Annotated in this window: 21 protein-coding genes; 12 read left to right on the top strand and 9 right to left on the bottom strand. The window is 40.2% G+C overall.

Features of this window, described 5'->3' with window-relative positions; translation table 11 throughout:
* Positions 1-171: 171 nt before the first annotated feature.
* On the top strand, positions 172-1,482 hold the full coding sequence (locus ACFQRG_RS02075; RefSeq protein WP_380963112.1) for an Nramp family divalent metal transporter: 1,311 nt from the start codon (positions 172-174) through the stop codon (positions 1,480-1,482).
* A gap of 69 nt (positions 1,483-1,551) precedes the next feature.
* Here the strand turns inward: ACFQRG_RS02075 and ACFQRG_RS02080 are convergent, their stop codons facing one another.
* The 3 genes from ACFQRG_RS02080 to ACFQRG_RS02090 all read right to left on the bottom strand — a co-directional run bounded on the left by ACFQRG_RS02080 (position 1,552) and on the right by ACFQRG_RS02090 (position 5,633).
* Complete coding sequence (locus ACFQRG_RS02080) at positions 1,552-2,877, bottom strand: S8 family peptidase (protein ID WP_380963114.1); 1,326 nt, start codon at positions 2,875-2,877, stop codon at positions 1,552-1,554.
* 230 nt (positions 2,878-3,107) lie between these two features.
* Positions 3,108-4,241, bottom strand: coding sequence for an alanine dehydrogenase (gene ald / locus ACFQRG_RS02085; protein ID WP_380963116.1), 1,134 nt, complete (start codon positions 4,239-4,241; stop codon positions 3,108-3,110).
* A 162-nt stretch (positions 4,242-4,403) separates the two neighbouring features.
* Positions 4,404-5,633 (bottom strand): PucR family transcriptional regulator, encoded by a 1,230-nt coding sequence (locus ACFQRG_RS02090; protein WP_465270218.1) that lies wholly within the window; start codon positions 5,631-5,633, stop codon positions 4,404-4,406.
* A 422-nt stretch (positions 5,634-6,055) separates the two neighbouring features.
* Between ACFQRG_RS02090 and ACFQRG_RS02095 the strand changes: the two genes are divergently transcribed.
* Positions 6,056-6,301, top strand: a complete 246-nt coding sequence (locus tag ACFQRG_RS02095; protein ID WP_380963120.1) for a hypothetical protein — start codon at positions 6,056-6,058, stop codon at positions 6,299-6,301.
* Positions 6,302-6,392: 91 nt separating this feature from the next.
* Here ACFQRG_RS02095 and ACFQRG_RS02100 read toward each other — a convergent pair whose 3' ends face one another.
* Positions 6,393-7,451 carry a hypothetical protein gene (locus ACFQRG_RS02100; RefSeq protein ID WP_380963122.1) on the bottom strand — a complete coding sequence of 353 codons (1,059 nt, stop codon included), beginning with the start codon at positions 7,449-7,451 and terminating at the stop codon, positions 6,393-6,395.
* A gap of 235 nt (positions 7,452-7,686) precedes the next feature.
* Here ACFQRG_RS02100 and prpF point away from each other — a divergent pair, with 235 nt between their 5' ends.
* The gene (prpF, locus tag ACFQRG_RS02105) at positions 7,687-8,850 is read left to right on the top strand and encodes a 2-methylaconitate cis-trans isomerase PrpF (RefSeq protein ID WP_380963124.1); all 1,164 of its coding nucleotides are present in this window, start codon (positions 7,687-7,689) and stop codon (positions 8,848-8,850) included.
* A gap of 106 nt (positions 8,851-8,956) precedes the next feature.
* Here prpF and ACFQRG_RS02110 read toward each other — a convergent pair whose 3' ends face one another.
* The 4 genes from ACFQRG_RS02110 to queD all read right to left on the bottom strand — a co-directional run bounded on the left by ACFQRG_RS02110 (position 8,957) and on the right by queD (position 11,603).
* The gene (locus ACFQRG_RS02110; protein ID WP_380963126.1) at positions 8,957-9,520 is read right to left on the bottom strand and encodes an MOSC domain-containing protein; all 564 of its coding nucleotides are present in this window, start codon (positions 9,518-9,520) and stop codon (positions 8,957-8,959) included.
* A gap of 191 nt (positions 9,521-9,711) precedes the next feature.
* Positions 9,712-10,398 (bottom strand): 7-cyano-7-deazaguanine synthase QueC, encoded by a 687-nt coding sequence (gene queC, locus ACFQRG_RS02115; protein WP_380963128.1) that lies wholly within the window; start codon positions 10,396-10,398, stop codon positions 9,712-9,714.
* Position 10,399: 1 nt separating this feature from the next.
* On the bottom strand, positions 10,400-11,137 hold the full coding sequence (locus ACFQRG_RS02120; RefSeq protein WP_380963130.1) for a 7-carboxy-7-deazaguanine synthase QueE: 738 nt from the start codon (positions 11,135-11,137) through the stop codon (positions 10,400-10,402).
* Positions 11,127-11,603, bottom strand: coding sequence for a 6-carboxytetrahydropterin synthase QueD (gene queD, locus ACFQRG_RS02125; RefSeq protein WP_380963132.1), 477 nt, complete (start codon positions 11,601-11,603; stop codon positions 11,127-11,129). The genes ACFQRG_RS02120 and queD overlap by 11 nt, the downstream gene beginning before the upstream one ends.
* 460 nt (positions 11,604-12,063) lie before the next feature.
* Here queD and ACFQRG_RS02130 point away from each other — a divergent pair, with 460 nt between their 5' ends.
* From ACFQRG_RS02130 to ACFQRG_RS02150, 5 genes are all read left to right on the top strand, one after another.
* Positions 12,064-13,026, top strand: coding sequence for a carbohydrate kinase family protein (locus tag ACFQRG_RS02130; protein WP_380963134.1), 963 nt, complete (start codon positions 12,064-12,066; stop codon positions 13,024-13,026).
* Positions 13,027-13,193: 167 nt separating this feature from the next.
* Entirely contained in the window at positions 13,194-13,952 is a 759-nt protein-coding gene (gene nfsA / locus ACFQRG_RS02135) for an oxygen-insensitive NADPH nitroreductase (protein WP_380963136.1), read from the top strand.
* 342 nt (positions 13,953-14,294) lie between these two features.
* On the top strand, positions 14,295-15,179 hold the full coding sequence (locus ACFQRG_RS02140; RefSeq protein WP_380963138.1) for a beta-keto acid cleavage family enzyme: 885 nt from the start codon (positions 14,295-14,297) through the stop codon (positions 15,177-15,179).
* A gap of 11 nt (positions 15,180-15,190) precedes the next feature.
* The gene (locus tag ACFQRG_RS02145; protein ID WP_380963255.1) at positions 15,191-16,162 is read left to right on the top strand and encodes an L-carnitine dehydrogenase; all 972 of its coding nucleotides are present in this window, start codon (positions 15,191-15,193) and stop codon (positions 16,160-16,162) included.
* 44 nt (positions 16,163-16,206) lie between these two features.
* Positions 16,207-16,683, top strand: a complete 477-nt coding sequence (locus ACFQRG_RS02150) for a thioesterase family protein (RefSeq protein ID WP_380963140.1) — start codon at positions 16,207-16,209, stop codon at positions 16,681-16,683.
* A gap of 143 nt (positions 16,684-16,826) precedes the next feature.
* Here ACFQRG_RS02150 and ACFQRG_RS02155 read toward each other — a convergent pair whose 3' ends face one another.
* Positions 16,827-17,744, bottom strand: coding sequence for a 1,4-dihydroxy-2-naphthoate polyprenyltransferase (locus tag ACFQRG_RS02155; protein WP_380963142.1), 918 nt, complete (start codon positions 17,742-17,744; stop codon positions 16,827-16,829).
* 534 nt (positions 17,745-18,278) lie between these two features.
* Here ACFQRG_RS02155 and ACFQRG_RS02160 point away from each other — a divergent pair.
* The 4 genes from ACFQRG_RS02160 to menB are packed head-to-tail and all read left to right on the top strand — an operon-like array spanning position 18,279 to position 23,090.
* Positions 18,279-19,682 carry an isochorismate synthase gene (locus ACFQRG_RS02160; protein WP_380963143.1) on the top strand — a complete coding sequence of 468 codons (1,404 nt, stop codon included), beginning with the start codon at positions 18,279-18,281 and terminating at the stop codon, positions 19,680-19,682.
* Complete coding sequence (gene menD, locus ACFQRG_RS02165; protein ID WP_380963145.1) at positions 19,679-21,442, top strand: 2-succinyl-5-enolpyruvyl-6-hydroxy-3-cyclohexene-1-carboxylic-acid synthase; 1,764 nt, start codon at positions 19,679-19,681, stop codon at positions 21,440-21,442. The genes ACFQRG_RS02160 and menD overlap by 4 nt, the downstream gene beginning before the upstream one ends.
* Positions 21,435-22,253: a 2-succinyl-6-hydroxy-2,4-cyclohexadiene-1-carboxylate synthase gene (gene menH, locus ACFQRG_RS02170; RefSeq protein ID WP_380963257.1), complete on the top strand. Its 819-nt coding sequence runs from the start codon at positions 21,435-21,437 to the stop codon at positions 22,251-22,253. Before menD ends, menH begins: the two co-directional genes overlap by 8 nt.
* A gap of 18 nt (positions 22,254-22,271) precedes the next feature.
* Positions 22,272-23,090, top strand: coding sequence for a 1,4-dihydroxy-2-naphthoyl-CoA synthase (gene menB / locus ACFQRG_RS02175; RefSeq protein ID WP_380963147.1), 819 nt, complete (start codon positions 22,272-22,274; stop codon positions 23,088-23,090).
* Positions 23,091-23,103: the final 13 nt, after the last annotated feature.

Raw genomic sequence — 23,103 nt, forward strand, 5'->3', positions numbered from 1 at the left:
TTAATTCCTTAACCAATAACTTCAATTACTAAGAAAAAAGGATTTGGAGAAAATATTCATCAAAACAGTTGACTAATTTGCCATTTTTGAATACATTATTAGTGAGCATAGTTTTTCCCTAAGGAAACTTTTTTGTTAACGGGTTATTTTTAGGTGGGGAGGAAACTTTTTATGAGCAGTAAAACTTTATCGCAAAAATACGATATATCAAAAGAAGAAACAAATAAACATACAAATAGTCGTTCAGCGATGGCCGCATTAAGAGGGGATGTCAAAGGTATAAAAAGACTTTTGCCATTTCTTGGGCCGGCTTTTATAGCATCAGTTGCTTATATTGATCCCGGTAACTTTGCAACCAATATTACTGCTGGATCACAGTACGGTTACTTGCTTTTATGGGTCATTGTTGCGTCTAATTTAATGGCTGTCCTTATTCAATCATTATCGGCTAAACTAGGGATAGCAACGGGGAAGAATCTGCCGGAAATAGCGAGAGAGAGGTTCTCCAAAAAAACTTCAGTGTTTCTTTGGATACAAAGTGAACTCGTTATTATGGCCACAGACTTAGCCGAATTTATAGGTGCGGCGCTTGGCGTGTATTTATTGTTTCATATTTCGATGATTCCGGCTGCTGTCATTACCGCTATCGCTTCATTTGCGCTGCTTGAATTACAAAGAAAAGGTTACCGTCCTTTAGAAGCAGGTATAGCGGTAATGGTCTTTATCGTTGTATTAGCTTTCGTTTGCCAAGTTGTTCTGGCCAAACCTGATTCAATGTCTGTTCTCGAAGGGGCATTAATCCCTAGGTTTCACGGCGTACAAACTGTGCTGTTGGCAACGGGTATCCTTGGAGCGACGGTTATGCCGCACGCCATCTATCTTCATTCTCACCTTACGCAAAATCGTGTGGTCGGTCAAAATGAAAAAGAAAAGCGGCAAATATTCAGATTTGAATTTATTGATATTGTCATTGCAATGATCATTGCCGGCGCCATCAATATGAGCATGCTTATTGTTGGTGCAGCACTCTTTCATAAACATGGACTGCTTGTTGAAGATTTAGATGTTGCTTTTAATAAGTTTGGGCAATTGGTCGGTCCGACTTCCGCTATTTTATTTGGACTCGGTTTGTTAATAGCCGGGTTATCAAGTTCATCGGTTGGAACCATGTCGGGTGATGTGGTTATGCAAGGCTTTATTAAAAAACGCATTCCTATTTATTTAAGAAGATTTATTACCATGATTCCGCCGCTTGCCATTATCATATTCGGTGTTAATGCGACTTACGCCTTAGTCATGAGCCAAGTTGTGTTATCGTTTGGTATTGCTTTTGCACTTGTACCTTTGATTATGTTTACAAGTAATAAAAAGATAATGGGCGGACTGGTTAATCATAAATGGACGACAACTTTAGCTTGGATTGTCGCTGTGCTTGTTATCTTGTTAAATATATTTTTGCTGTATCAAACAATTTTTGGATAAAAGTAAAACTCGCCACCCAATTGGCGAGTTTTTTACATAAGGATATTGCTTATTCAGTTTGATCGGTATTTATTTGACAGATTGTTCAACGTCAACATATCCGGCGCCGTAAACATTTGGGTCATCGCCAAGTTTTTTTGCGCCTTTGATTAACATTTCTTTGACTTGATCCGGTGTTAAATCTTTTTGGCTCTCGAGTAAGAGGGCAACAGCACCGGCACATATAGGGGTTGCCATGGATGTTCCTGATAATGAAAGATAATTTTCATCAACTCTGCTTGACTTTTGCGTCTTATCAAGGAATGATGATGGCGAACGAAGAGAGATAATATTAACGCCTGGTGCAACGATATCAGGCTTTTCAACTCCGTAAATGGTTGGTCCGCGGCTTGAAAATTTGGCTATGATATCATCATTCGTATTATTAGTGTTTTTATCATCCATGGCGCCTACAGTAATGACTTTATTACTGAGTCCGGGGCTTGAGATGGTCTTAGGGTCAGGACCCTCGTTCCCTGCAGCGACACAGACAACAATACCGCTGTCCCAAGCTTTTTCCACTATACTTACCATAGGATCTGAATCCTCGCTATTCATCTTCTCAGGCGATCCGCCCAATGACATTGAAATAATATCAATTTTATGTTCATGATTATCATCTTCATTGTAATCAATACACCACTGGACGCCGTCGATGATAGTGGAAAGAGAGCCGGAACCCATTTTGTTTAATACTTTAACTCCTATGAGATTTGCTTCCGGCGCCGATCCGGCATATTTCCCTTCAGACAAAGCGCCATTTCCGGCGGCATCTCCTGCACAATGGGTACCATGTCCATTATCATCATACGGCTTTGTTTTATTGCCTACAAAGTCTTTAAAATGAATAATCCGGCCTTCTAAGTCTTTATGCGGGTAAATGCCAGTATCGACGATGGCGATGTTTATACCTTTACCAGTTAATGTTGTATTATTCTTTTTAACATTGTCAGCGTGAATAGTAGGAACGGCTACATTTAATAGTGCGTGAACCTCTCTATCAAAGTGGATTTTTTTGATGCAGTCACAAGTCGTCAGCAGTTTTTCGATAGACATTGGCGTTAATTCCGCGCTGCAACAGGAAATCCTTGAATAATGGCTCTTGACTTTGCTTTTTTTATGGCTTTGAACAATCTTGTTGACGCTGTCGATGCCTTTAAGAAAAACCTTTTCATTGTGAAACTCGATAATGACTGGGATCTTCTTAGTTTTTTTAAGGCGTGATTCCAAACTTTTATGCAAAAAACACGGGGTTAATTTAAATGGACGATACAAATTAACAAGCTGATGCCTTAACTCGCGGTCGAGACGATGTCCGTGCTGCCGGACAAGTTTTACCATAGAAAACCCAAACAACTATGACACTCCTTATATTTCATATTCACTTGTAATCTATGAAATAAAGGAGACAAGGGTAAGGGTGTTTTACTCTTAATAGAAAAGAAAAGGTGAATGGATAGCGCCTTTTCTGTGAAAATAGTTTTTTAAATTATAATAAAATGTAATATGTCTATTAATTAAAGTAAAAAGAAAAAGAAACCGGTCTTCCTGTATTTCAGAAAACCGGTTTCTTAATTAATATATGATTAGTGAACAGCCGCTTCTTTTTCAAGAGCTTTTTCAACTGTGACATATTCATAGCCAAGATCATTTGCAACGACTTCGAAAGTGATTTCACCATTGAGAACATTTACGCCGCATTTTAGAGCTGCATTTTCCGTAATCGCTTTAGTTACACCTTTATTTGCGATTTCTACTGCATATGGAATCGTTACATTCGTTAAGGCAATGGTTGATGTTCTTGGAACTGCACCAGGCATATTAGCAACAGAGTAATGAACAACCCCATGTTTTTTAAATGTCGGTTCATCATGAGTTGTGACATGGTCGCAAGTTTCAACAATGCCGCCTTGGTCGATGGCAACATCGACAATCACAGACCCAGGTTTCATTGAACTAACCATTTGTTCTGTTACAAGCTTAGGAGCCTTTGCGCCAGGTATTAAAACGGCACCGACTAAAAGATCAGCATTTGCTACGGCTTCAGCGATGTTGAATGGATTAGACATTAATGTTGTGATTTTATTGCCGAAAATATCATCTAATTGACGTAAGCGATCTGCGCTTAAATCAAGAATGGTTACATCAGCACCTAAACCGACTGCCATTTTTGCGGCATTTGTTCCGACCACACCGCCGCCGATAATCGTTACTTTTCCTCGGCTTACGCCTGGAACGCCTGAAAGCAGAATGCCCTGCCCGCCGTATGTTCTTTGTAAGAACTGTACGCCGACTTGAATAGACATTCTTCCGGCAACTTCACTCATTGGAGTAAGAAGCGGCAGAGTTCTGTTAACTGTAACCGTTTCATAACCAATTGCTGTAACACCGCTTTCTTTAAGGGCCTTTGCAAGTGATGGCGCTGCAGCCAAGTGTAAGTAAGTAAATAAAATTAACCCAGGACGGAAATATTTGTATTCGCTTTCAAGAGGCTCTTTTACTTTTAAAATCATTTCAGCGTCAGCCCAGACCTTTGCGGGACTTTCAATAATGATGGCACCTGCATTTACATATTGTTCATCTGTGAAACCGCTTCCTATTCCAGCGCCTTTTTCAACTAACACAGTATGCCCGGCATTTAAGAAAGATACAACTCCAGCCGGCGTAAGAGCAACACGATTTTCATTGTTTTTAATTTCTTTAGGTACACCAATAAACATCCCAATTTCCCCCTTTAGCATTGAATGACTTTGTTACGTTGTGCTTTTGGCTTTAGTATAGAATGTTTATTTAATAATTTCTTTGTTTTAAAAAGAGAAAGACGGGATTCGCTTTTGGTGAAATCCACAAAGTGTTTTGGCTTGCCAAACGCCAAGTTTTCTTTATCGCAGATATTTTTCCAGTTTTCCATCAAGGTATAGCATCATTTTTTGATTTGGATCCTTAAAATCAATGTCGCCGATTTCCGAAATTCTTTTTAGACGGTAAGTCAATGTATTGGGGTGAATAACTAATTCCTTCGTCGTTTCTGAAATATTAGTGTCATTGTCAAGGTATACTTTAAGTGTTTTAGCAAGGTTAGAATTATGCTTTTTGTCATATAAATGAAGTTTCTTCAGAGATTGATTTTCATATCCTTCGTTTTTGTATTTTTCCAAAATAACATCAAAAAGCTGATAGATGCCCAGTTTTTGATAATAAAAGATACTTTGCGTTTCAGCAGAGAATTTTTCTTTAATTGACAGGACGGTCAACGATTCCTGATAAGCCCTTTTCATTTGTTGATAATCCTCAAAAATGCTGCTTGCACCAACTTGGACTTCTGTTATTTTGTAGCGTTCAAGCAATTTCCCAGTGAAGGATGTAATAAAATGGTTCAGTTCATCTAAAGGTTTATCAACCTTTGGTACGGCAACAAGTAAAATAAGCTGGTTAAAGTCAACAGTATGAAGCATAGTTTTCAAATGTTGGCTCGTTTTTAACAGATAGTAGATTTGCTGCTCCTCTTTTCGGGTTATACCGTGTAGAAATTTGAAGACAATCACGGCGTAACAAGGCGATGGTGTGATTTTTAACGCTTGGAACTGTTCGTTTATCGTTTCTGGTACTTTTAAATGTCCTGTTAACAACTGCCAAAAAAATTCTTGCGAGCGATTTTCGTTTTTACGTTTCCGGACGTGCAGCTGTAAAAGCTCATTTTTGCCTGCCTCGGCAGCATTTTTTAATAAGCCCATTTCATTCTCACTTAAACATTTATCTATTTCTAATGCCCAAATAAACCCAATGACCTCATCTTGTTTCCATATGGAAATCGCTACTCTGTTGCCAAGCCCAATTTCATCCATACTTTTTATCCGAATGGGTTCTTTCGTTTTCAATAGTGCGGGTATGGTTCCTTCTTTCCATAATTGATTAATGACTTTTTCAGGTACCCTTCGGCCGATGATCGTGGCAATTCTTGCTGGATCGGTTCTTTCATCATGTGTGCTATAGGCAAGAAGCCGATGGTTTGCGTCTTCAATTGTTATTGGACATTGCAGCTGTTGACTAACAACGTCAACAAACTCTTCAAGACTTTCAAAAGATATCTTAAAAGGATTTTTCAATGTCATCCCTCCGTATGTTCTCTGTATGGTTTTAAGTTAGCCGTCTATTAAAATTCATCAAACTGACTGTCGTTTTATATAAGTTATCTGATGACGGCAGTTTATGTACATTCCTTTTATCTCTATTAAAATACTGATTGATTAATAAAATCCGCACAAGTTTTTTATAACATATTTTAGTAGAACCATCTTTAAAGATAAACTCATAAAAGCAATGTTATTAGTTACAGTATATATTATTATTTATTTAAAATGGTGTCTTGGAATTAATGGCAAGATTAACTAAATGAACGAGAAGGGGTTGGGGGTTGATGAAAAAAGGTAAAAAGAAACTATGGATGTCTATTAACTAATAATAGATTATTATTTATTCACACTTGAAGTATTTAGGAATATGATATACAAATTTTGCGAAAGGGGATGGGCGAGTGCCTATCGAAATTATTTATAACTCAACCAATATTAATGCTGCAGCTGATAACGCGGGAATTTTTAATGGACAGAATCAAGGCTTTGGTTGGGATAACCATTTTAAGCAAAACAACAGCAATTTCCCGGCCGGATTATTCATAACCTCACCAGCAAACGCCAATATTATCATTGATAATGACGGCATAGATGGAACCATTAATGATCAAGATTTTAATCCAGGTATAATTTTTCAAGGATTTTAAATTAATTGCGTTATTAAGGCGTCTTTATAATCTTATTTTTAGGGGTCCCGTCAAAGGTTTAAGTTGCACTTTTTACGCCGAGACCCCTGGTTTATGTTTTCGTTACACCCAGTGCTTTGTGCTGCCAAAGCACTCGTTCAACCAGTTCTGACTGATAATTTTCACATTCAACAATTAAAACAACCTCTGTTTTAGTCTTTTTTTGAAGCCAACTGGACTTCTTAATGATTAAAGATATAAAAATGCCAAGCATTGCTCCAAGCACGAGTCCTATAAATGCCCAAATAATAGGTCCCCAAACCAATACAAATCCATAAATGCTGCCAAGCAGCATAAAGATAGCACCGAAAATAAATGCCAGTTCATATTTACTGGTATCTTCCTTATGAGCCCTTTCAACATCCGGTATAGTTATTGAATTTTTGTCTAACGGTGCGGCAAAAATATTTCCCTTGTAAATACCCTTTTGTTCCAATTCGATAAGAGCGAGTTCTACATATGCACTATGCTGAAATGTTGAAATAAAGTACATAGCTTTCTCCTTCTTGTTATTGGGCATTATATAGTTTTTTGGTTGGTAGTTGTCAGTTAAATATCGTGATTGTTCGATTTTAAAGAGTTGATTTGTGGATCGTATATCATGATATCCACTACTAGCAGAAAAAAGCATCAATGACGGTAAATTCAAAAACCATTGATAATTAATTACGGAACCCGCTGATTCGGTTTTCCCTTCAAATGTGAGATGGATAGCAGGTAATACATTGGACTTATACACGGCAAGGATAAAAATAATAAGACTGAAAAATCCCATTGGCAGTCTATTGTTGTATATCGCTTCAAGACCGGGATTAACAAAGCCCCAAAAAGCTGCATTCCACGGTTTTCGAGGATCAAGAAAATTAAGTTCTATTGCCCCAATGTTAAATGGCTTAATCGGTGAGTCAGTTCGATCGGATAATTGAGAGTATTTATTTATATCGATTGCCAAGCTATAGGTGTCCCACATGGTGAAAATGTAAACGAATATATAAAGAAGGAACCATCGAGTATCAATAACGGTTTTAGCCATTTCAAAGTCACCGGTTAGGGTGTAAAAAATGCTTTCATTGACATGTGCTTTGAGGTTAACAAAGAATTCCCAAATCATCAGAAGCCCGCAAAGGAAAGAGGGTGCCCTATATATGTCAAAACCAACCTAAAATACAAAGGGTTGGGCTTTTTTATAAGAAGTAGTTTGTTCTTGCCGATATATTTCGATATTCATGTTTTAATTAGCTGGCTATCATATATAGTTATTTTTTTTATTTAAAAAACCTTTAATAATATAATGATCTTATAGGAACTTTAGTGTGGAAAGTAAGATTGCAGGAGGTAAATTCACAATGAGTACATGGGGAAAGCAAATCAAAATTCCAGCAATTTATATGCGGGGCGGAACAAGCAAGGGCGTCTTTTTTCTAAAAGAAGATTTGCCAACAGATCCATCTGTACGTGATAAAGTATTACAACGTGCTATTGGCAGCCCGGATCCTTATGGTCAGCAGATAGATGGTGTGGGCGGTGCCACTTCGAGTACGAGCAAGGTTGTCATTGTTAGCAAAAGCAATCGCCCGGGATGTGATGTAGACTATCTATTCGGACAAGTGGCCATAGGACAACCATTGGTTGACTGGAGTGGAAACTGCGGGAATCTTACGTCAGCTGTAGGGCCTTTTTCGATATATCAGGGTCTTGTAGATGCCCCGCAGGATGGTGTGGCTACAGTGAATATTTGGCAAGAGAATATTGGTAAGAAGATCATGGCGCATGTCCTGATGAAGGATGGAGAGGTGCAAGAGCTTGGAGATTTCGTTCTGGACGGGGTCACTTTCCCAGCAGCGGAAATAAAGCTGGAATTCCTTGACCCGGGTGCCGATGGAGGTGCCATGTTTCCAACTGGGAATCCGATCGATATCCTTAACGTTCCAGGTGTAGGGAAGGTGGAGGCTACCTTAATTAATGCTGGTAACCCTGCTATCTTTGTTTCGGCAATTTCCATGGGACTAACGGGAAAGGAACTGCAAAGAGATATCAACGATAATGTGGATTTGTTGAACCGTTTTGAAGCGATTCGGGCGCATGGTGCGGTGACTATGGGTCTAGCGGAAAGCGTGGAGTACGCAATGACGAAGCGTCAGCACACGCCTAAAATTGCATTTTTCGGAAAACCCGCAAGCTATACAACATCCGATGGAAAAGAAATAAATGGAGAGGATATCGATATCTTGGCACGCATTCTTTCCATGGGCAAGCTTCATCATGCCATGACTGGTACAGGTGCTGTAGCCATCGCAGCTGCAGCTGCAATACCGGGAACGATTGTCAGCAGAGTTTTAGGGGATACGAGGCCGGAGCTTCGCTTTGGTCATCCATCCGGCACTTTTAAAGTGGGTGCAGAAGCTGCTCATGAGCAAGCAGGATGGACCGTAAAGAAGATTGTCATGAGTCGCAGTGCCCGAAGATTAATGGAGGGTTCGATTCTGATACCGAATCAATTAAACGGTTAAAGAGATAATACGAGGGCTGAATAGGTGGCAGCCCTTGCGTTTTACACTCAGTTATTTGGAGATCAATGAATTAAAGTAACCCTTTTTTTATTCTAGATGCACCCGTTTAAACACGTTCAAGTTTTTTAAATGGTTTTGGCGGTAATTTAACTCTAATTGAATCACCCGGTTTTACTTCCCCGCTCTGTAATATTACTCCCATTATTCCTGCTTTCCTTATAAGATTACCTTCAGAGTCTTTATCTAAGACCGCCTTTAAAAGCCCAGGTTTAAAATGATCTATTTGAGCACAAGGATTGCGTAAACCTGTTACTTTTACTATTGCGGTTTTACCAATATACAATAGCGTGTCAGCAGGTAAATCAAGAAGATTAATTCCAGCGGTTGTAATGTTTTCACCCAATTGTCCGGGTTCAATAGTATAGTTGTTTTTTAACTCTTCGAATAATTCATTATGAATTAAATGCACTTGCCTTAGGTTGGGCTGATTAGGGTTTTGTGCCACTCTTGAACGATGTTTAACAGTAGAACCGAAATGAGCATCCCCTTCAACCCCTAATCCAGCAACTAATCTAATACTTTGCCGGTTTTCTTTACTAAATGTATGTTTACTGCTTAAACTTACCGCTGTCACTTTTCCCGAAACAGAACTTCCCTTTGGCTCATTCATCTTTTTCACTCCTCGAAATTTATCATAATTTTCTCATTTATAATAGATAGTCTTCAACTGAACTGCTCAGTAAGCATAACAAAAGATATAATCAAATTTGAGTTGATATAAGCTTTCTTAGGGGAACCCGGCAATATGAAAAATGATTGAGGCTAACCTCATAAATATATATAAAGTCAGCCTCAATCATATTACCATTCAATATCAATTTTATAAGGAACAGGATCCTTAGCACCTGCTTCTTTAAATCCTTTAATTCTTAATTGACAGCTGTCACAAACGCCGCAGGCTTCTTCCTCGCCGTTGTAACAAGAAGTAGTCAGTTCATAAGGAACATTGAGTCTTGTGCCGGTTTTTACGGTTTCCGCTTTCGTCAGATGCATAAGCGGCGCTTTAATTTCCATGCCATTATCCGTTACGCCCGCTTTGGTTGCCAGATTAATAGTTTCGTTCATGCTTTTTATAAATTCAGGGCGGCAATCAGGATAGCCGCTGTAATCGACAGAAGAGACGCCAATATAGATTGCTTCAGCACCAATTACTTCAGCATAGGCGCTCGCCAAAGATAAAAAGATCATGTTGCGGGCCGGAACATAAGTGACAGGAATGCCTCCTTCGTCATTTGCCTCAGGGACATCTATTGTGTCATCGGTTAGGGCGCTGCCGCCAATCTGATTAAAGAAATTGATATCAACAATCCGGTGATCTTTTACTTGATAATGTTCAGCTACTTTTTTCGCTTGTTCAACTTCGCGGTCATGGCGCTGTCCATAGCTGAAAGTGATCGGGTAAAGGTCATAGCCCTCATTTTTCGCTATTCCCATACATGTCGTGCTGTCTAATCCGCCGCTTAATACAACAACAGCTTTTTTCGTCATTTTAAACACCTCTTTGATTTGGATCCCAAATAATTTTGTGCAGCTGCATACTAAGTTTGGCATTAGGCATCGGTTCTTTTAGTATTTTTTCAACAAGCCGTTTGGGCGGCATCGTTTCCCAAACCGGACTTAGAAGCACTTGCCCTTCTTTGTGGTATTCATTGATAACCTTTTTTGCAAAGGCAAAATCTTCGTCGCTGCCAATGACAAATTTCACTTCATCTTGCGGTTTAAGACAATCAAAATTAGAATGGATCATTTTCTTTGTTTCTCCGGAATCCGGCAGCTTATAGTCCATCACATAACGGACTTTTTTCATCCAATCGGGATGATCTTGACGCAGTCTTTCAAAAGGTTCCAGATCAATTGCACCGTTTGTTTCAATATGAATATCAACTATTTTATCCATGTCAACCATTGCTTGGATAAGTGCAGCGGATTTTATTCTATGAATTAGCGGTTCACCGCCTGTAAAACAGATGCGCCGGCTTGAAAAAGTTGCTATTTTTTCAATGATGTCATTAATTGTTGCTTCAAAGGCCGGTTTATCAGGCGCGTAGCTGTAAGGTGTGTCACACCATGTGCATCTCAGGTTGCAATGGAAGACGCGAACAAAGACTGTCGGAAACCCTTGACCCATTCCTTCGCCTTCGACGGTTTCAAAGATTTCTACCATCGGCAATGTCCATTGGCCGTATTCTTCTCTTGCCGGCAGTGACCAGTTTGTTTTAGTCAACATCAGGCATCATCCAATCTCTCTTAATTGTTGCCGAACTTGTCGGTGTTTCGAACAATGTCAATTCTTCAAGACGGTGGGCGGCCTCTTTTAATCCCGAAATCTCCATTTCTTTATCAAGAGCTTCCCACATCCAAACCACCATGTTCTCAGCTGTTGTGTTCATCGGAGGCAAAACTTCATTAAGATAGCGGTGATCAAGCTTTTCTTCAATCGCTTTTTTAAAAAGTGATTTGATATCGCCAAAATCGACAGCAATACCGATGTCGTTTAAAAAACCGCTTATTGTGATGACCAATCTGTAAGTATGCCCATGCATACTTTTGCATTTGCCTTCATAACAGTGTAGATGATGGGCCGCATCAAAGGTAAACTGCTTTGTCACAGCAACACGCTTATGATGATATTTCAATTGATGACGTTTAATATCAACGTCTATTTTTTGCACCTTGTCAGGTATTTTGAACATAAAAAAATCCCCCTTTAAATGAATGATCAAGTATGCGGGGGAGAGTGAAAATATACAAGTTCTTCTTATTTCACGCTCCCTAGTTTTGTTTAATGAGGGGCGGGAATTTCGAACCCTCATAGTCTCAAAATAGTATTATACCAAATTCACTTGCTGAAGAATAGAAGGCAAATTTGTTTATTTTTGATCATCGCATCAGCCAGTTTCTCCGTTATCATGATATAATTTCGATAGTGACGAGCAAAGCATCCTGAACTGCTGCGAGCTGCGACGAGAAGTGGCAAAACTCCTTTGAGCCCTCTTCGGCGAAGGAGCACCAAGCAAAGTATCTCGAACTGCTTCGAGCTGCGACGAAAAGTGGCAAAACTCCTTTGAATCCTCTCCGGCGAAGGAGCCAAAAAACAAACATGACTTTTCGAAAAATATAGTATGAACATTGACAAATAAAGGACGGTGCAATATGACTTTACAAAATAAATGTATATCAATAGGCGATGCAACGCTGGAATTTATACCTATCCATGATGAAAATCAATTGAAAGATGCTTCGGAATACAGGCGGGAAGCTTCCGGTGTGGCCGCATTGGTTTCTGCGGCTGTAGCTACGCTTGGCGCAAAAAGCTTTTTAGTCGGAAAAACCGGTGATGACGCTTTCGGCTGTTTCCTTATAGATACTCTTAAATCATACGGCGTTGATGTTGATTATCTTTTACAAACATCAAAAGCAAATACGAGCGTCAGTTTTACAACTTCTGATAAAAAGGAAGCTATTTTTTATAAACAGCCGTCTGCGGATATGCTGTTAAGGTCTGAAGATATTAATGCAAGCTGGTTTGAGAAAGGTGATGTTCTTTTTTACAGTTCCATGCCTTTAATCCAAAATACATCCAGGGCAGCGGTTGAAACAGCCATCAATGCCGCAGTAAAAAAAGGTTGTATTGTGACTTTCGCGCCGCGTCTGTCAAAGCAGCATTGGCTTAATGAAACGATAACGAGAGAAACAGTTCTCCATTTTATTCCACATTCTCATATACTTATTTTAAACGAAGATGAATTGCAGTTTCTGACAGGGAAAACGGATGAATACGCTGCCGTTAAACAGCTGTTTGCCGGGAAAGCTAAATTATTAATTATTAAAAGAGGGAACAGAGGTTTAACTTATGTGACAAGAAGAGAACGCGGTCATGTTGACTATCTTTTAGAGAAGGTAAATCCTCTAGGCGCAGGAGAAGAAGCTTTTATCGGAAGCCTGATTTACGAATGTCTATATAAAGAAATGACCCCTGACACTTTGAATACCATTTTATATGACCGGATCGTATTGGAAGACTTACTGTTAAAGGCGCTGACTTCAAAATGTATCGTAAGTAAGGAAAAAGGAAAATTAAGCGCGCTTAAGGTTCTTAAGGGACTTGTAAAATGATCAAAAGAAGCTGTTGGTTTTAAATAACCGGCAGCCTTTTTGCAATGAGCACTTATTATTTTTTCTTTTAAATAAAATGTGATATTCTCAAGCTAAACGGGATAATTGAAAAAAGTTAAAGAAAAATATTAAATGTAAAGCGCTTCTGATAAAAGGAGAGATCTATATTGAATGAAACGATCAAAACTATTTTAAACCATCGATCAATCAGATCTTTTGAGGATAAGAAACTAACTGATGAACAAATCGAGACCATCGTAAAAAGCGCCCAAGCTGCCGCTACCTCAAGTTTTGTTCAAGCCTATACGATTATTGGGGTCACAGACCGTGACAAAAAAGAAAAACTGGCTGAAGCCGCCGGTCATCAACGTTATGTTGTGGAAAACGGCCACTTTTTTGTATTTTGCCTGGATCTTCACCGCCATGAGCTTGCAGCAGAAATGGAAGGTTTAGATAAAAAGGATATTATCGAGTCAATAGAATCTACAGAAATGTTTATGGTTGGATGCATTGATGCAGCGCTTGCTGCAGAAAATGCTGTGAATGCTGCAGAGTCAATGGGTCTTGGCATTTGTTTTATAGGAGCACTTCGTAATAATCTTAATGAAGTTACAAAAATTTTGAAGACGCCTGACCGGGTGATCCCGCTATTTGGTCTTTGTGTCGGTTACCCGGCAAAAATAACCGGTCAAAAGCAAAGACTGCCTTTTGAAAATATTTATCACAAGGAAGAATATATTCAAGATGACGAAGTTTTAAAAGACCAGCTGAAACAATACAACAATGATATTATCGATTACTATAAGGAACGTACTGGGGGCAGAAGGGCTGATCGCTGGACAGAACAAATGGCACAGAAAGTATCTCATCCGACCCGTATGTATATGAAAGATTTTCTGAAAAATAAAGGACTTCCATTGAATTAAAACGGAAAAGGGCGATTGTATATTTATAAGGGCTCTTGATTTAATTGATGATATTTGCTCATTTAGAGATCGGACGTGTATCACTTACAACTTTGAGTCAAGCACCCGGACAGGACCCCGATAAAACAAATCAATTGACTTGAAATTTAAATCTGGTCATAAGTTTTTCTTAAACTTATGACCAGATTTTTTTTATGCATTAAATAGGATTCAAGAGTCGAATAATACAGTTTTAAAGTGTCGGAAAATTAAATGTTAAACAAAAATACTTTGAATTTGGAATGATATATGCGAGAATGGTCACTGTGTAAAAAGGTAACATGATTTTAAGGAGGAAACAACATGCGTAAAAAGGTAATCGTCACATGTGCTTTAACAGGTGCCGGAGATACTGTTAAAAAAAGTACATACGTTCCAGTTACACCAAAGGAAATTGCAGAATCAGCTATTGAAGCTGCGAAAGCCGGAGCTGCAATAGCACATATTCATGTTCGCGACCCTGAAACCGGCGGTATCTCTCATGATCCGGCGCTGTTTCGCGAAGTGGTAGAACGTGTAAGAGAATCGGATACAGATGTTATCTTAAATCTTACTGCAGGCGGCGGAGGGGATTGGGTGCCAAATCCGGATGATCCAACCGCCGGAGGGCCTGGGACGGATATTCAAACGCCTGAAGAACGCCATCAGCCGGTAGGTGAGTTGCTTCCTGAAATCTGTACGCTTGATTGCGGTACCTATAATTTCAGTGACATGGTTTATCTGAATCCTGCGAACTGGCTTCGCCGTCACGCTCAATTGATTCAAGAAAGCGGTGTTAAGCCGGAGATAGAATGCTTTGATCTTGGGCAAATTCGATTTGCACGCCAGCTGATTGATGAAGGATTGATCGATGATGATCCAATGTTCCAGCTCTGTCTCGGTATACCTTGGGGTGCTGATGCTGATACAGAAACGATGCTGGCTATGCGGCAGAAGCTGCCGGAAAACGCGCATTGGTCCGCGTTCGGTATTGGCCGCCTGCAACTTCCTATGGCTGTTCAATCCGCTCTGCTTGGCGGGAATGTCCGTGTTGGTCTCGAAGATAACCTTTATTTAGAAAAAGGCGTATTGGGAAGTAACGGTCAATTAGTGGAAAAAATAGTCTCAATTATCCAAGGACTTGGCGCAGAACCGATGACACCGCAGGAAGCCCGCGATCATCTTGGACTTAAAAAATTTAACAAGTAAGGAGCATCATGATGAATAATGAACAGCATGAAATCAAACGAGTAACTGTAGTAGGTACCGGAGTGATAGGAAACGGATGGATTTCCCGTTTTCTTTCACAAGGATATGAAGTCACTGCTACAGATCCTGCAGAAGGTGCTGAACAGAGAATGCGCCAAGCTGTAGACAATGCCTGGCCGGCACTTGAAAGATTGGGCTTAGGCGAAGGTGCGTCACGAGACAACCTGCATTTTGAGCCAAATCTTGAAAAAGCAGTCGCTGAAGCTGATCTTATCCAGGAAAATGCACCGGAACGCGAGGATTTAAAACGTCAATTGCTGGCTGAAATTGATTGTGCCGCCAAACCGGATGCCATTATAGCTTCAAGTACTTCCGGCTATATGCCAAGTACGCTTCAGGAGAATTGTACTAAACATCCGGAACGCCTTATTGTTGCCCATCCATTTAACCCCGTTTATCTGATTCCTCTTGTTGAACTGGTTGGCGGGAAAAAAACCGATCAGGCCATTATTAGGAAAGCTCAGTCTTTTTATGAATCTGTCAATATGAAACCTTTAATTGTCAGAACAGAGATTGAAGGGCATATTTCTGATAGATTAATGGAAGCCATTTGGCGCGAGGCACTGCATCTTGTTAACGACGGTGTGGCTACAACTGAGGAAGTTGATGCCTCAATCGTTTACGGCCCAGGTCTCCGCTGGGCGTTAATGGGGCCATTCTTAACACTTCATTTAGCTGGCGGAGAGCAGGGCATGCGCCATATGTTAGAACAATTTGGTCCGGCATTAAAACTTCCTTGGACGAAATTGGCAGCACCTGAATTAACTGAAGATTTAACTGAAAAAGTTGTTGAAGGCTGTGAACAGCAGACTGTAGGTCATTCCATAGCCGAGCTTGAGCAGCGCCGTGATCATTTTCTGATCGAGCTTGTACAACTGCTTGAAAAGTATTGGCCGGCAGCCAATTTGAACGGAAGAATTTAACGGTCATTCATAATTGAAAAGACCATTGATAAAGGAGAACGCAAATGTCTTTTACTGAAAAACCTTTATTAGAAGATCGTGTCCGTCCAGAGTGGGTGGACTATAACGGCCATATGAATGATGCTGAATATGCCCGAGTGTTCAGCATGGCTGTAGATCGCTTAATGGAAGAGATCGGAATTACTGCTGATTTTCGGAATCAACATCAGTATTCTATCTATACTTTGGAAACTCATTTGTGCTATTTGGCAGAGGCGCGCGTCGGTCAACCTCTCCAAGTAACCGTACAATTATTAGATTATGATGAGAAAAGGCTTCACGTATTTTTTGTAATGGAGAATGGAAACGGAGACCGATTAGCGACAAGTGAACAAATGTTAATGGGCATAGATATGCAAAAAGGCCGCCCGGCAGCCTTTCCATCAGCCATCGAGGCTAATGTTAAAGCCCTCGGCATTCGTGACCAAGCAAAACCAAAACCGGCGGAAGCAGGGCGGCAAATCGGCATTAGAAAAAAGTAACTAATTCAGCCGGGCTTTTTAAAAATCTATCATTTATCTCGATATAACGCCCAATAATCGCAAAATTTCAATGGGTAATTCAGGTAAAAAAAGAGACTGAACAAAACACACAGAAAAAGTGTTTTGTCAGTCCTCTTTCTATATTATACAAAGTAATCCAAAACTAAGCCGATAGCAAGTAAAAAGCCAAACATTGTTTGCATTTGTGCAGTTGCTTTCATTGCGGGCATCAATTGAATTGATTTTGTTTTCCCGATAAATAACTTTGTTGCTTGAATGGCTTTTGGCAAACTGGCAAAAACTATGATCATCCATGCCGATTCAATCTGAAAAATCATTAAACCGATAATCCAGAGATATGAAACAACAAAAATACCGGCGAGAAAAATAATAGACCGTTTTCGTCCGAGCAGGATTGGCAATGTATGTCTGCCTTTTTCTTTATCGCCATCCAGATCGCGTATGTTATTTGCCATATTGATACCGCCGACTAAGAGCCCTACAGGTACAGCAATGAATATGCAATTTAAAGTAACAGTACCTGTTTGAATATAGAAGGAAATTAAAATAATGATAAAGCCCATGAATAATCCCGCAGCAAGTTCGCCAAGCGGTGTATAAGCAATAGGGTAAGGCCCTCCGGAATAAAAATAGGCAACCATCATACAAATTAAACCGATAACAGCAAGCCACCAGCTGCTCTCTATACAAATATAAACACCGATAAGAATAGCAATAAAGCAGAGCATATAGGCTAAATTCAACACCGTTTTTGGATTAACGCCGTCCCGGACAATTGTTCCGCCAATACCTATCGATTCCTCTGTGTCCAATCCTCTTTTGAAGTCGAAGTATTCGTTAAAAAGGTTAGTGGCTACTTGAATAAGCATTGAGGCAATTAACATTGCAATAAAAAGGAATATGTGAAAACCGCTGACAGGGAGGGCGATGGCTGTTCCCAAAGTTACAGGAACAAAAGATGCATTTAATGTATGAGGGCGAAGCATATGCCACCATTTCTTCCAGCCAGTGTTTTTACTGACCTTTTCTGTTGTTTCCATGTGTTTTCTCTCCCATTACAACATCTGTACTTATAAAGGATGTTAAAAAAGTCCGGGAAAAAGCCAGTATCGGTCTTTTTGTCCTCCTTTTTTAACACGAACTTATATAACCTCTTCAAGTTTATGAAAATAGCGTCAAAGTGTCAACTTATTGAAAAAAAATCATGCAATAAGTTTACATAAATTTATTTATAATATATTAACGAAGGCATTTGGTTAGAATATCACCCGTAATAAGTACCAATTAATGGGGGTACCGAAGAATTGACACTCTAAAAATAACAGGTGTATTCTTAGAAAGTAGAGGCCGGCTGGCATGCCGGCTGTTTTCACTTTAAGAATTATAAATTTGCAGCGCAGATGATAATTCGATGCAGGGGCCAATTTTAAGTTTCTAGTATAAGTGCAACAAAGCGAGACTGCGAACTGAGTGAGCTAGCGAGACTTGTGCTATGGAGTGCCAGTCCTCTGTCTTTGCCTTTTAAGGCTTGCCAATCGGTAAGTTTTCTTTACCAGTGCAACGGAGTTGATTTAATGATTATTGTAAAACAACTTGAATTGTTGGATTGCCTCAAAGAGGGTTGCCAAAAAGCAAAAAAACTGTCAAAGCAAATTTTAGTCAGTTTTACAAAACGCTTGGGGACAGCCGTCAGCCCTATTGAGTTTTTTGATAACGGAAGGCATTCATTCCAAGGCACCCGTATGTATTGGTCAGATACGCAAGGGATGATAATGGTCGGAATGGGTGCTGCAGTAAAATATCCTGCCGGTACAGGTAACCGGACGTTGACCGTTGAAAAAGCATGGAAAAAGACTTTAGAGGATGCTCTACATTACGGGGAAAAACAACTGCGCGGCACCGGTCCTGTACTGATGGGCGGCTTTTCATTTGATCCGTTACAGGAAAATTCCTCATTATGGGAGAACTTCCGTCAAAATGAATTTATTGTTCCGCAATTTTTGTTAACAAAAAATCAGAATGAACACTACCTGACCGTTACGGCATTAATTAGCGAACAAACAGAAATTAATCATTACTATAAACAAATTAAAGAGAAATATAATGAATTAACTTCAAGGGTTTCAGGTTGTATCAATTATAAGGAAGAATCATTGAATATAATTGAAGACCAAAGGGATCAATGGCTTGATATTGTAGAAAAGGCTATCGCGGATATTAATAACGGATTAATGGAGAAGGTTGTTTTATCCCGTACGCTGACCGTTTCCCGTGAAACACCGTTTTGTACTGCTGAAGTGTTAAGAAGGCTTCAGGAGAAACAAGCGGACAGTTTCATTTTTGCTGTTGAAAAAGGAAATGCTGTATTTATTGGCGCGACGCCTGAGAGATTAATTGAAAAGTCGGGACCGCAATTTAGGACGATGTGTTTAGCAGGGACGATTGCGCGCGGAAAGACAATGGAACAAGACCGGCAGCTTGGCGAAGAATTGCTTAATGACAAGAAAAATATTTCTGAACATCAAACGGTTGTTAATATGATATCAGATGTTATGGAAAGATTATGCCAATCAGTTAACAAGCCATCATCACCTGCTCTGTATAAAGTAAAAGACGTACAGCACCTTTACACACCAATAATTGCCGAAGCGAAAAACAACATATCTTTATTTTCTTTTGTTGATGAACTTCATCCGACTCCAGCGCTGGGCGGCGAGCCAAAAGAAAAGGCTGTCAAGTGGATTAGAGAAAATGAAACTTATGAGCGGGGTTGGTACGGCTCGCCATTAGGTTGGATTGACAGCCAAGGGGACGGAGAATTTGGCGTTGCTATCCGTTCAGCGTTAATAAAGGAAAATAAAGCGACGTTATTTGTTGGCTGCGGCATTGTTGAGGATTCTGATCCGTTAAGTGAACTTAATGAGACATTAATGAAAGCTCGCCCGATGTTAACAGCACTAGGAGGACACTTAAAATGAGTCATCAAGAACAATTAACAAGGTATTGTGCGGCTTTCGTTGATGAACTTGCCAGGGCAGGCGTTAAGCATGTGGTTGTCAGCCCCGGTTCGCGTTCAACGCCGCTTACCATCATTTTGAACCATCATCCTTCAATAAAAGTGTGGATGAATATAGATGAACGGTCGGCCGCTTTCTTTGCGTTAGGGATCAGTAAAGCAGGTGAACCGGCTGCTTTGTTATGTACATCAGGTACTGCAGCCGCAAACTATTATCCGGCTATTATAGAAGCAAAGTTATCAAGAGTCCCTTTGATCGTTCTGACTTCAGATCGTCCTCATGAGCTTAGGAATGTTGGCGCACCGCAAGCAATCGACCAAATCAAAATGTACGGTGACCATGTGAAATGGTTTCAAGAAATGCCGCTTCCAAGTGATAGAGAAGAAGCACTGCGATTTTCAAGAGTTTCGGCAAGACGTGCGGTCAGCACGTCCCAAGTTCAGCCATCCGGGCCGGTTCATTTGAATTTTCCTTTCCAGGAACCGCTTGTTCCCGATCTCACAATAGAACAGCTTTGGGACGGCGGATTGATCAATGAAGGACGATTTTCACATACGCCTGGATCTTACCAGTTAGAAAATGAGCAAATAGAAATGCTTGCTAAATTAATCAAAAGCCATAAAAGAGGCCTGATTGTTGTTGGGCCGCAAACAGATGATCAATTGGCTGAAAAAGTTGTTTGTCTTAGTGAGCGATCAGGCTATCCCATTTTAGCAGATCCGCTTAGCCAGCTGCGTACAGGCAGTCATGATCAGGCAAACATTATTGATTGTTATGACGCTTTCTTACGTGATGGTGCTATCAACGAAAAACTTTGTCCCGATGTAATTGTTCGTTTTGGTGCGATGCCAGTGGCCAAGCCTTTTTTATTATATTTGAAAAAGATGCGTCCAACCCATTATATTGTTGTTGATGAAAGTCCGGAATGGCGCGAGCCGACGCACTTGGCAACAGATATGGTTTATTCGGATCCTGTCCGCTTATGCAGTGAGCTGTTGGACAAGTTATCAACTGATCAGCAAGATTCTTCATGGTTAACGCTTTGGAGAAACATTAATCAAACAGCAAAACAAGAAGTAATAGATTTTATCGATAAAGCGCATTGGTTTGAAGGACAAGCTGTTTCCGAATTATTATCAAGTATTAAAGATAAGGAAGCAGCCATATTTGTCGGAAATAGCATGCCTGTCAGAGATTTAGATACTTTTTTGTTAAATCAACAGAATAAGGTAAGAACAATGGCGAATCGAGGCGCAAACGGAATCGATGGCGTTGTTTCGACAGCCCTCGGCGTCAGTGCGGTTACGGATAATGTATTTCTGCTGATTGGCGATTTGTCACTCTACCATGATATGAATGGACTGCTTGCGGGCAAGCTGCATCAGTTAAATGCAACGATTATCGTTATGAATAATAACGGCGGCGGGATATTCTCCTTTCTCCCTCAAGCAAAAGAAGCGGGTGACTTTGAACAATTATTTGGCACACCGACCGATTTAGACTTTGAAACAGTGGCAAAGTTATATCATATGAACTATAAAAAAGCCGATTCCTGGCCGGCTTATCGCAAAGCATGCATTGAGGCGTCAGCCGCCCCGGGAGTAAAAATGATTGAAGTTCAAACAAACCGGGCCGACAATACTGAAAAACATCAACAATTGTGGGAGCGTATTTCAGAATCTGTCCGCAGTATGATTAAAAAGGACGTTCATGATGAATGACAGCATTGAAACATTAGGTGTCAAGCATGCTGTTCGTATAGCCGGAAATGGTGAACCTTTATTATTATTGCATGGCTTTACCGGATCAATGGGAACTTGGGAGACTTTTATTGATCATTGGTCTAAATGTTTTAAAATCATTGCCATTGATATTGTTGGACATGGCAGCACTATTGCGCCTGATGATGTCAGTTGCTTTAATATGTCACATGAAGCTGCTTCAATTATGAAACTTTTGGATAAGCTAAATATTAAGAAGCCTCATCTGTTAGGTTATTCAATGGGCGGCAGACTGGCTTTATTTATGAAAACGAAATATCCGGAAGAAACAGGCAGCCTTTTACTTGAAAGCAGTTCTCCGGGGTTAGCATCAGAACAGGATCGAATTATTCGCAAACAAAATGATGATCAGTTAGCTGACAGGATTGAGGCTTATGGTGTTGAAAATTTTGTCAATGAATGGGAAAAGGTGCCGCTTTTTAAAACCCAGGAGTCACTGTCCAAATTAGACCGGCAAAAAATTCGCGTGGAGCGCCTCAACCAAACGGCAAACGGTTTAGCAAACAGTTTGCGGGGCATGGGGACGGGCGTCCAGCCTTCGCTTTGGGATGAACTTAAGACAATTTCAAGCCATGTTATGATCGTCGTTGGAAGTTTAGATCAAAAATTTGTTCAAATTGGCAAAGCAATGTCGAAACGGCTGCCAAATGCAACATTTCATATTGTTTCTAATGCCGGCCATGCAATTCATGTGGAACAACCGCGAATTTTTGATAAAATAGTAAGTGACGACTTTTATCGATCTATTTAAAGAAAGGAAGGATGCAAAATGGGATACGATTGGCAAACAGTATGTACATATGACGAGATATTGTATGAGAAATACAATGGCATTGCCAAAATTACAATGAACCGTCCGCGAGTTCATAATGCATTTACGCCAAAAACGGTTAATGAAATGTTTGATGCCTTTTCAAGAGCACGTGATGACAGTGAGGTAGGCGTTATTATTTTAACAGGCGCCGGAGATAAAGCGTTTTGTTCCGGCGGCGACCAAACAGTCCGCGGTCACGGCGGATATGTCGGTGATGACAATATTCCCCGTCTTAATGTTCTCGACTTGCAGCGCTTGATTCGTACGATACCAAAACCGGTTATTGCGATGGTTGCCGGTTATGCCATCGGCGGCGGCCACGTTCTGCATGTCGTTTGTGATTTAACAATTGCGGCGGACAACGCTGTCTTTGGACAAACCGGACCGAAAGTCGGCAGTTTTGATGCTGGATATGGCAGCACTTATTTAGCCAGAATCGTCGGTCATAAGAAAGCCCGTGAAATTTGGTATCTATGCCGTCAATATTCGGCGCAAGAAGCTTTAGATATGGGGCTTGTCAACACTGTTGTTCCTTTAGAAAAACTGGAAGAAGAAACCGTACAATGGTGTAACGAAATTTTAGCCAAAAGCTCAACAGCAATCCGCTTCTTAAAAGCATCCTTTAATGCTGATACTGATGGACTCGCTGGTTTGCAGCAAATGGGCGGCGACGCAACTTTACTATATTACACAACAGATGAGGCAAAAGAAGGACGGGATGCTTTTAAAGAGAAAAGACAACCTGACTTCTCAAAATTCCCGCGTTTTCCATAAGCCGATAATGAAT

This window comes from Scopulibacillus cellulosilyticus (genome assembly GCF_042665295.1).
GTDB lineage: Bacteria > Bacillota > Bacilli > Bacillales > Sporolactobacillaceae > Scopulibacillus_A > Scopulibacillus_A cellulosilyticus.

Bases quoted from the DNA above. Each gene is read 5' to 3' on its own strand.
- ACFQRG_RS02075 (WP_380963112.1), top strand. From the start codon at position 172: ATGAGCAGTAAAACTTTATCGCAAAAATACGATATATCAAAAGAAGAA.
- ald (WP_380963116.1), bottom strand. From the start codon at position 4,241: ATGTTTATTGGTGTACCTAAAGAAATTAAAAACAATGAAAATCGTGTT.
- ACFQRG_RS02090 (WP_465270218.1), bottom strand. From the start codon at position 5,633: ATGACATTGAAAAATCCTTTTAAGATATCTTTTGAAAGTCTTGAAGAG.
- ACFQRG_RS02100 (WP_380963122.1), bottom strand. From the start codon at position 7,451: ATGATTTGGGAATTCTTTGTTAACCTCAAAGCACATGTCAATGAAAGC.
- prpF (WP_380963124.1), top strand. From the start codon at position 7,687: ATGAGTACATGGGGAAAGCAAATCAAAATTCCAGCAATTTATATGCGG.
- ACFQRG_RS02110 (WP_380963126.1), bottom strand. From the start codon at position 9,520: ATGAATGAGCCAAAGGGAAGTTCTGTTTCGGGAAAAGTGACAGCGGTA.
- queC (WP_380963128.1), bottom strand. From the start codon at position 10,398: ATGACGAAAAAAGCTGTTGTTGTATTAAGCGGCGGATTAGACAGCACG.
- ACFQRG_RS02120 (WP_380963130.1), bottom strand. From the start codon at position 11,137: ATGTTGACTAAAACAAACTGGTCACTGCCGGCAAGAGAAGAATACGGC.
- queD (WP_380963132.1), bottom strand. From the start codon at position 11,603: ATGTTCAAAATACCTGACAAGGTGCAAAAAATAGACGTTGATATTAAA.
- ACFQRG_RS02130 (WP_380963134.1), top strand. From the start codon at position 12,064: ATGACTTTACAAAATAAATGTATATCAATAGGCGATGCAACGCTGGAA.
- ACFQRG_RS02140 (WP_380963138.1), top strand. From the start codon at position 14,295: ATGCGTAAAAAGGTAATCGTCACATGTGCTTTAACAGGTGCCGGAGAT.
- ACFQRG_RS02145 (WP_380963255.1), top strand. From the start codon at position 15,191: ATGAATAATGAACAGCATGAAATCAAACGAGTAACTGTAGTAGGTACC.
- ACFQRG_RS02150 (WP_380963140.1), top strand. From the start codon at position 16,207: ATGTCTTTTACTGAAAAACCTTTATTAGAAGATCGTGTCCGTCCAGAG.
- ACFQRG_RS02155 (WP_380963142.1), bottom strand. From the start codon at position 17,744: ATGGAAACAACAGAAAAGGTCAGTAAAAACACTGGCTGGAAGAAATGG.
- ACFQRG_RS02160 (WP_380963143.1), top strand. From the start codon at position 18,279: ATGATTATTGTAAAACAACTTGAATTGTTGGATTGCCTCAAAGAGGGT.
- menD (WP_380963145.1), top strand. From the start codon at position 19,679: ATGAGTCATCAAGAACAATTAACAAGGTATTGTGCGGCTTTCGTTGAT.
- menH (WP_380963257.1), top strand. From the start codon at position 21,435: ATGAATGACAGCATTGAAACATTAGGTGTCAAGCATGCTGTTCGTATA.
- menB (WP_380963147.1), top strand. From the start codon at position 22,272: ATGGGATACGATTGGCAAACAGTATGTACATATGACGAGATATTGTAT.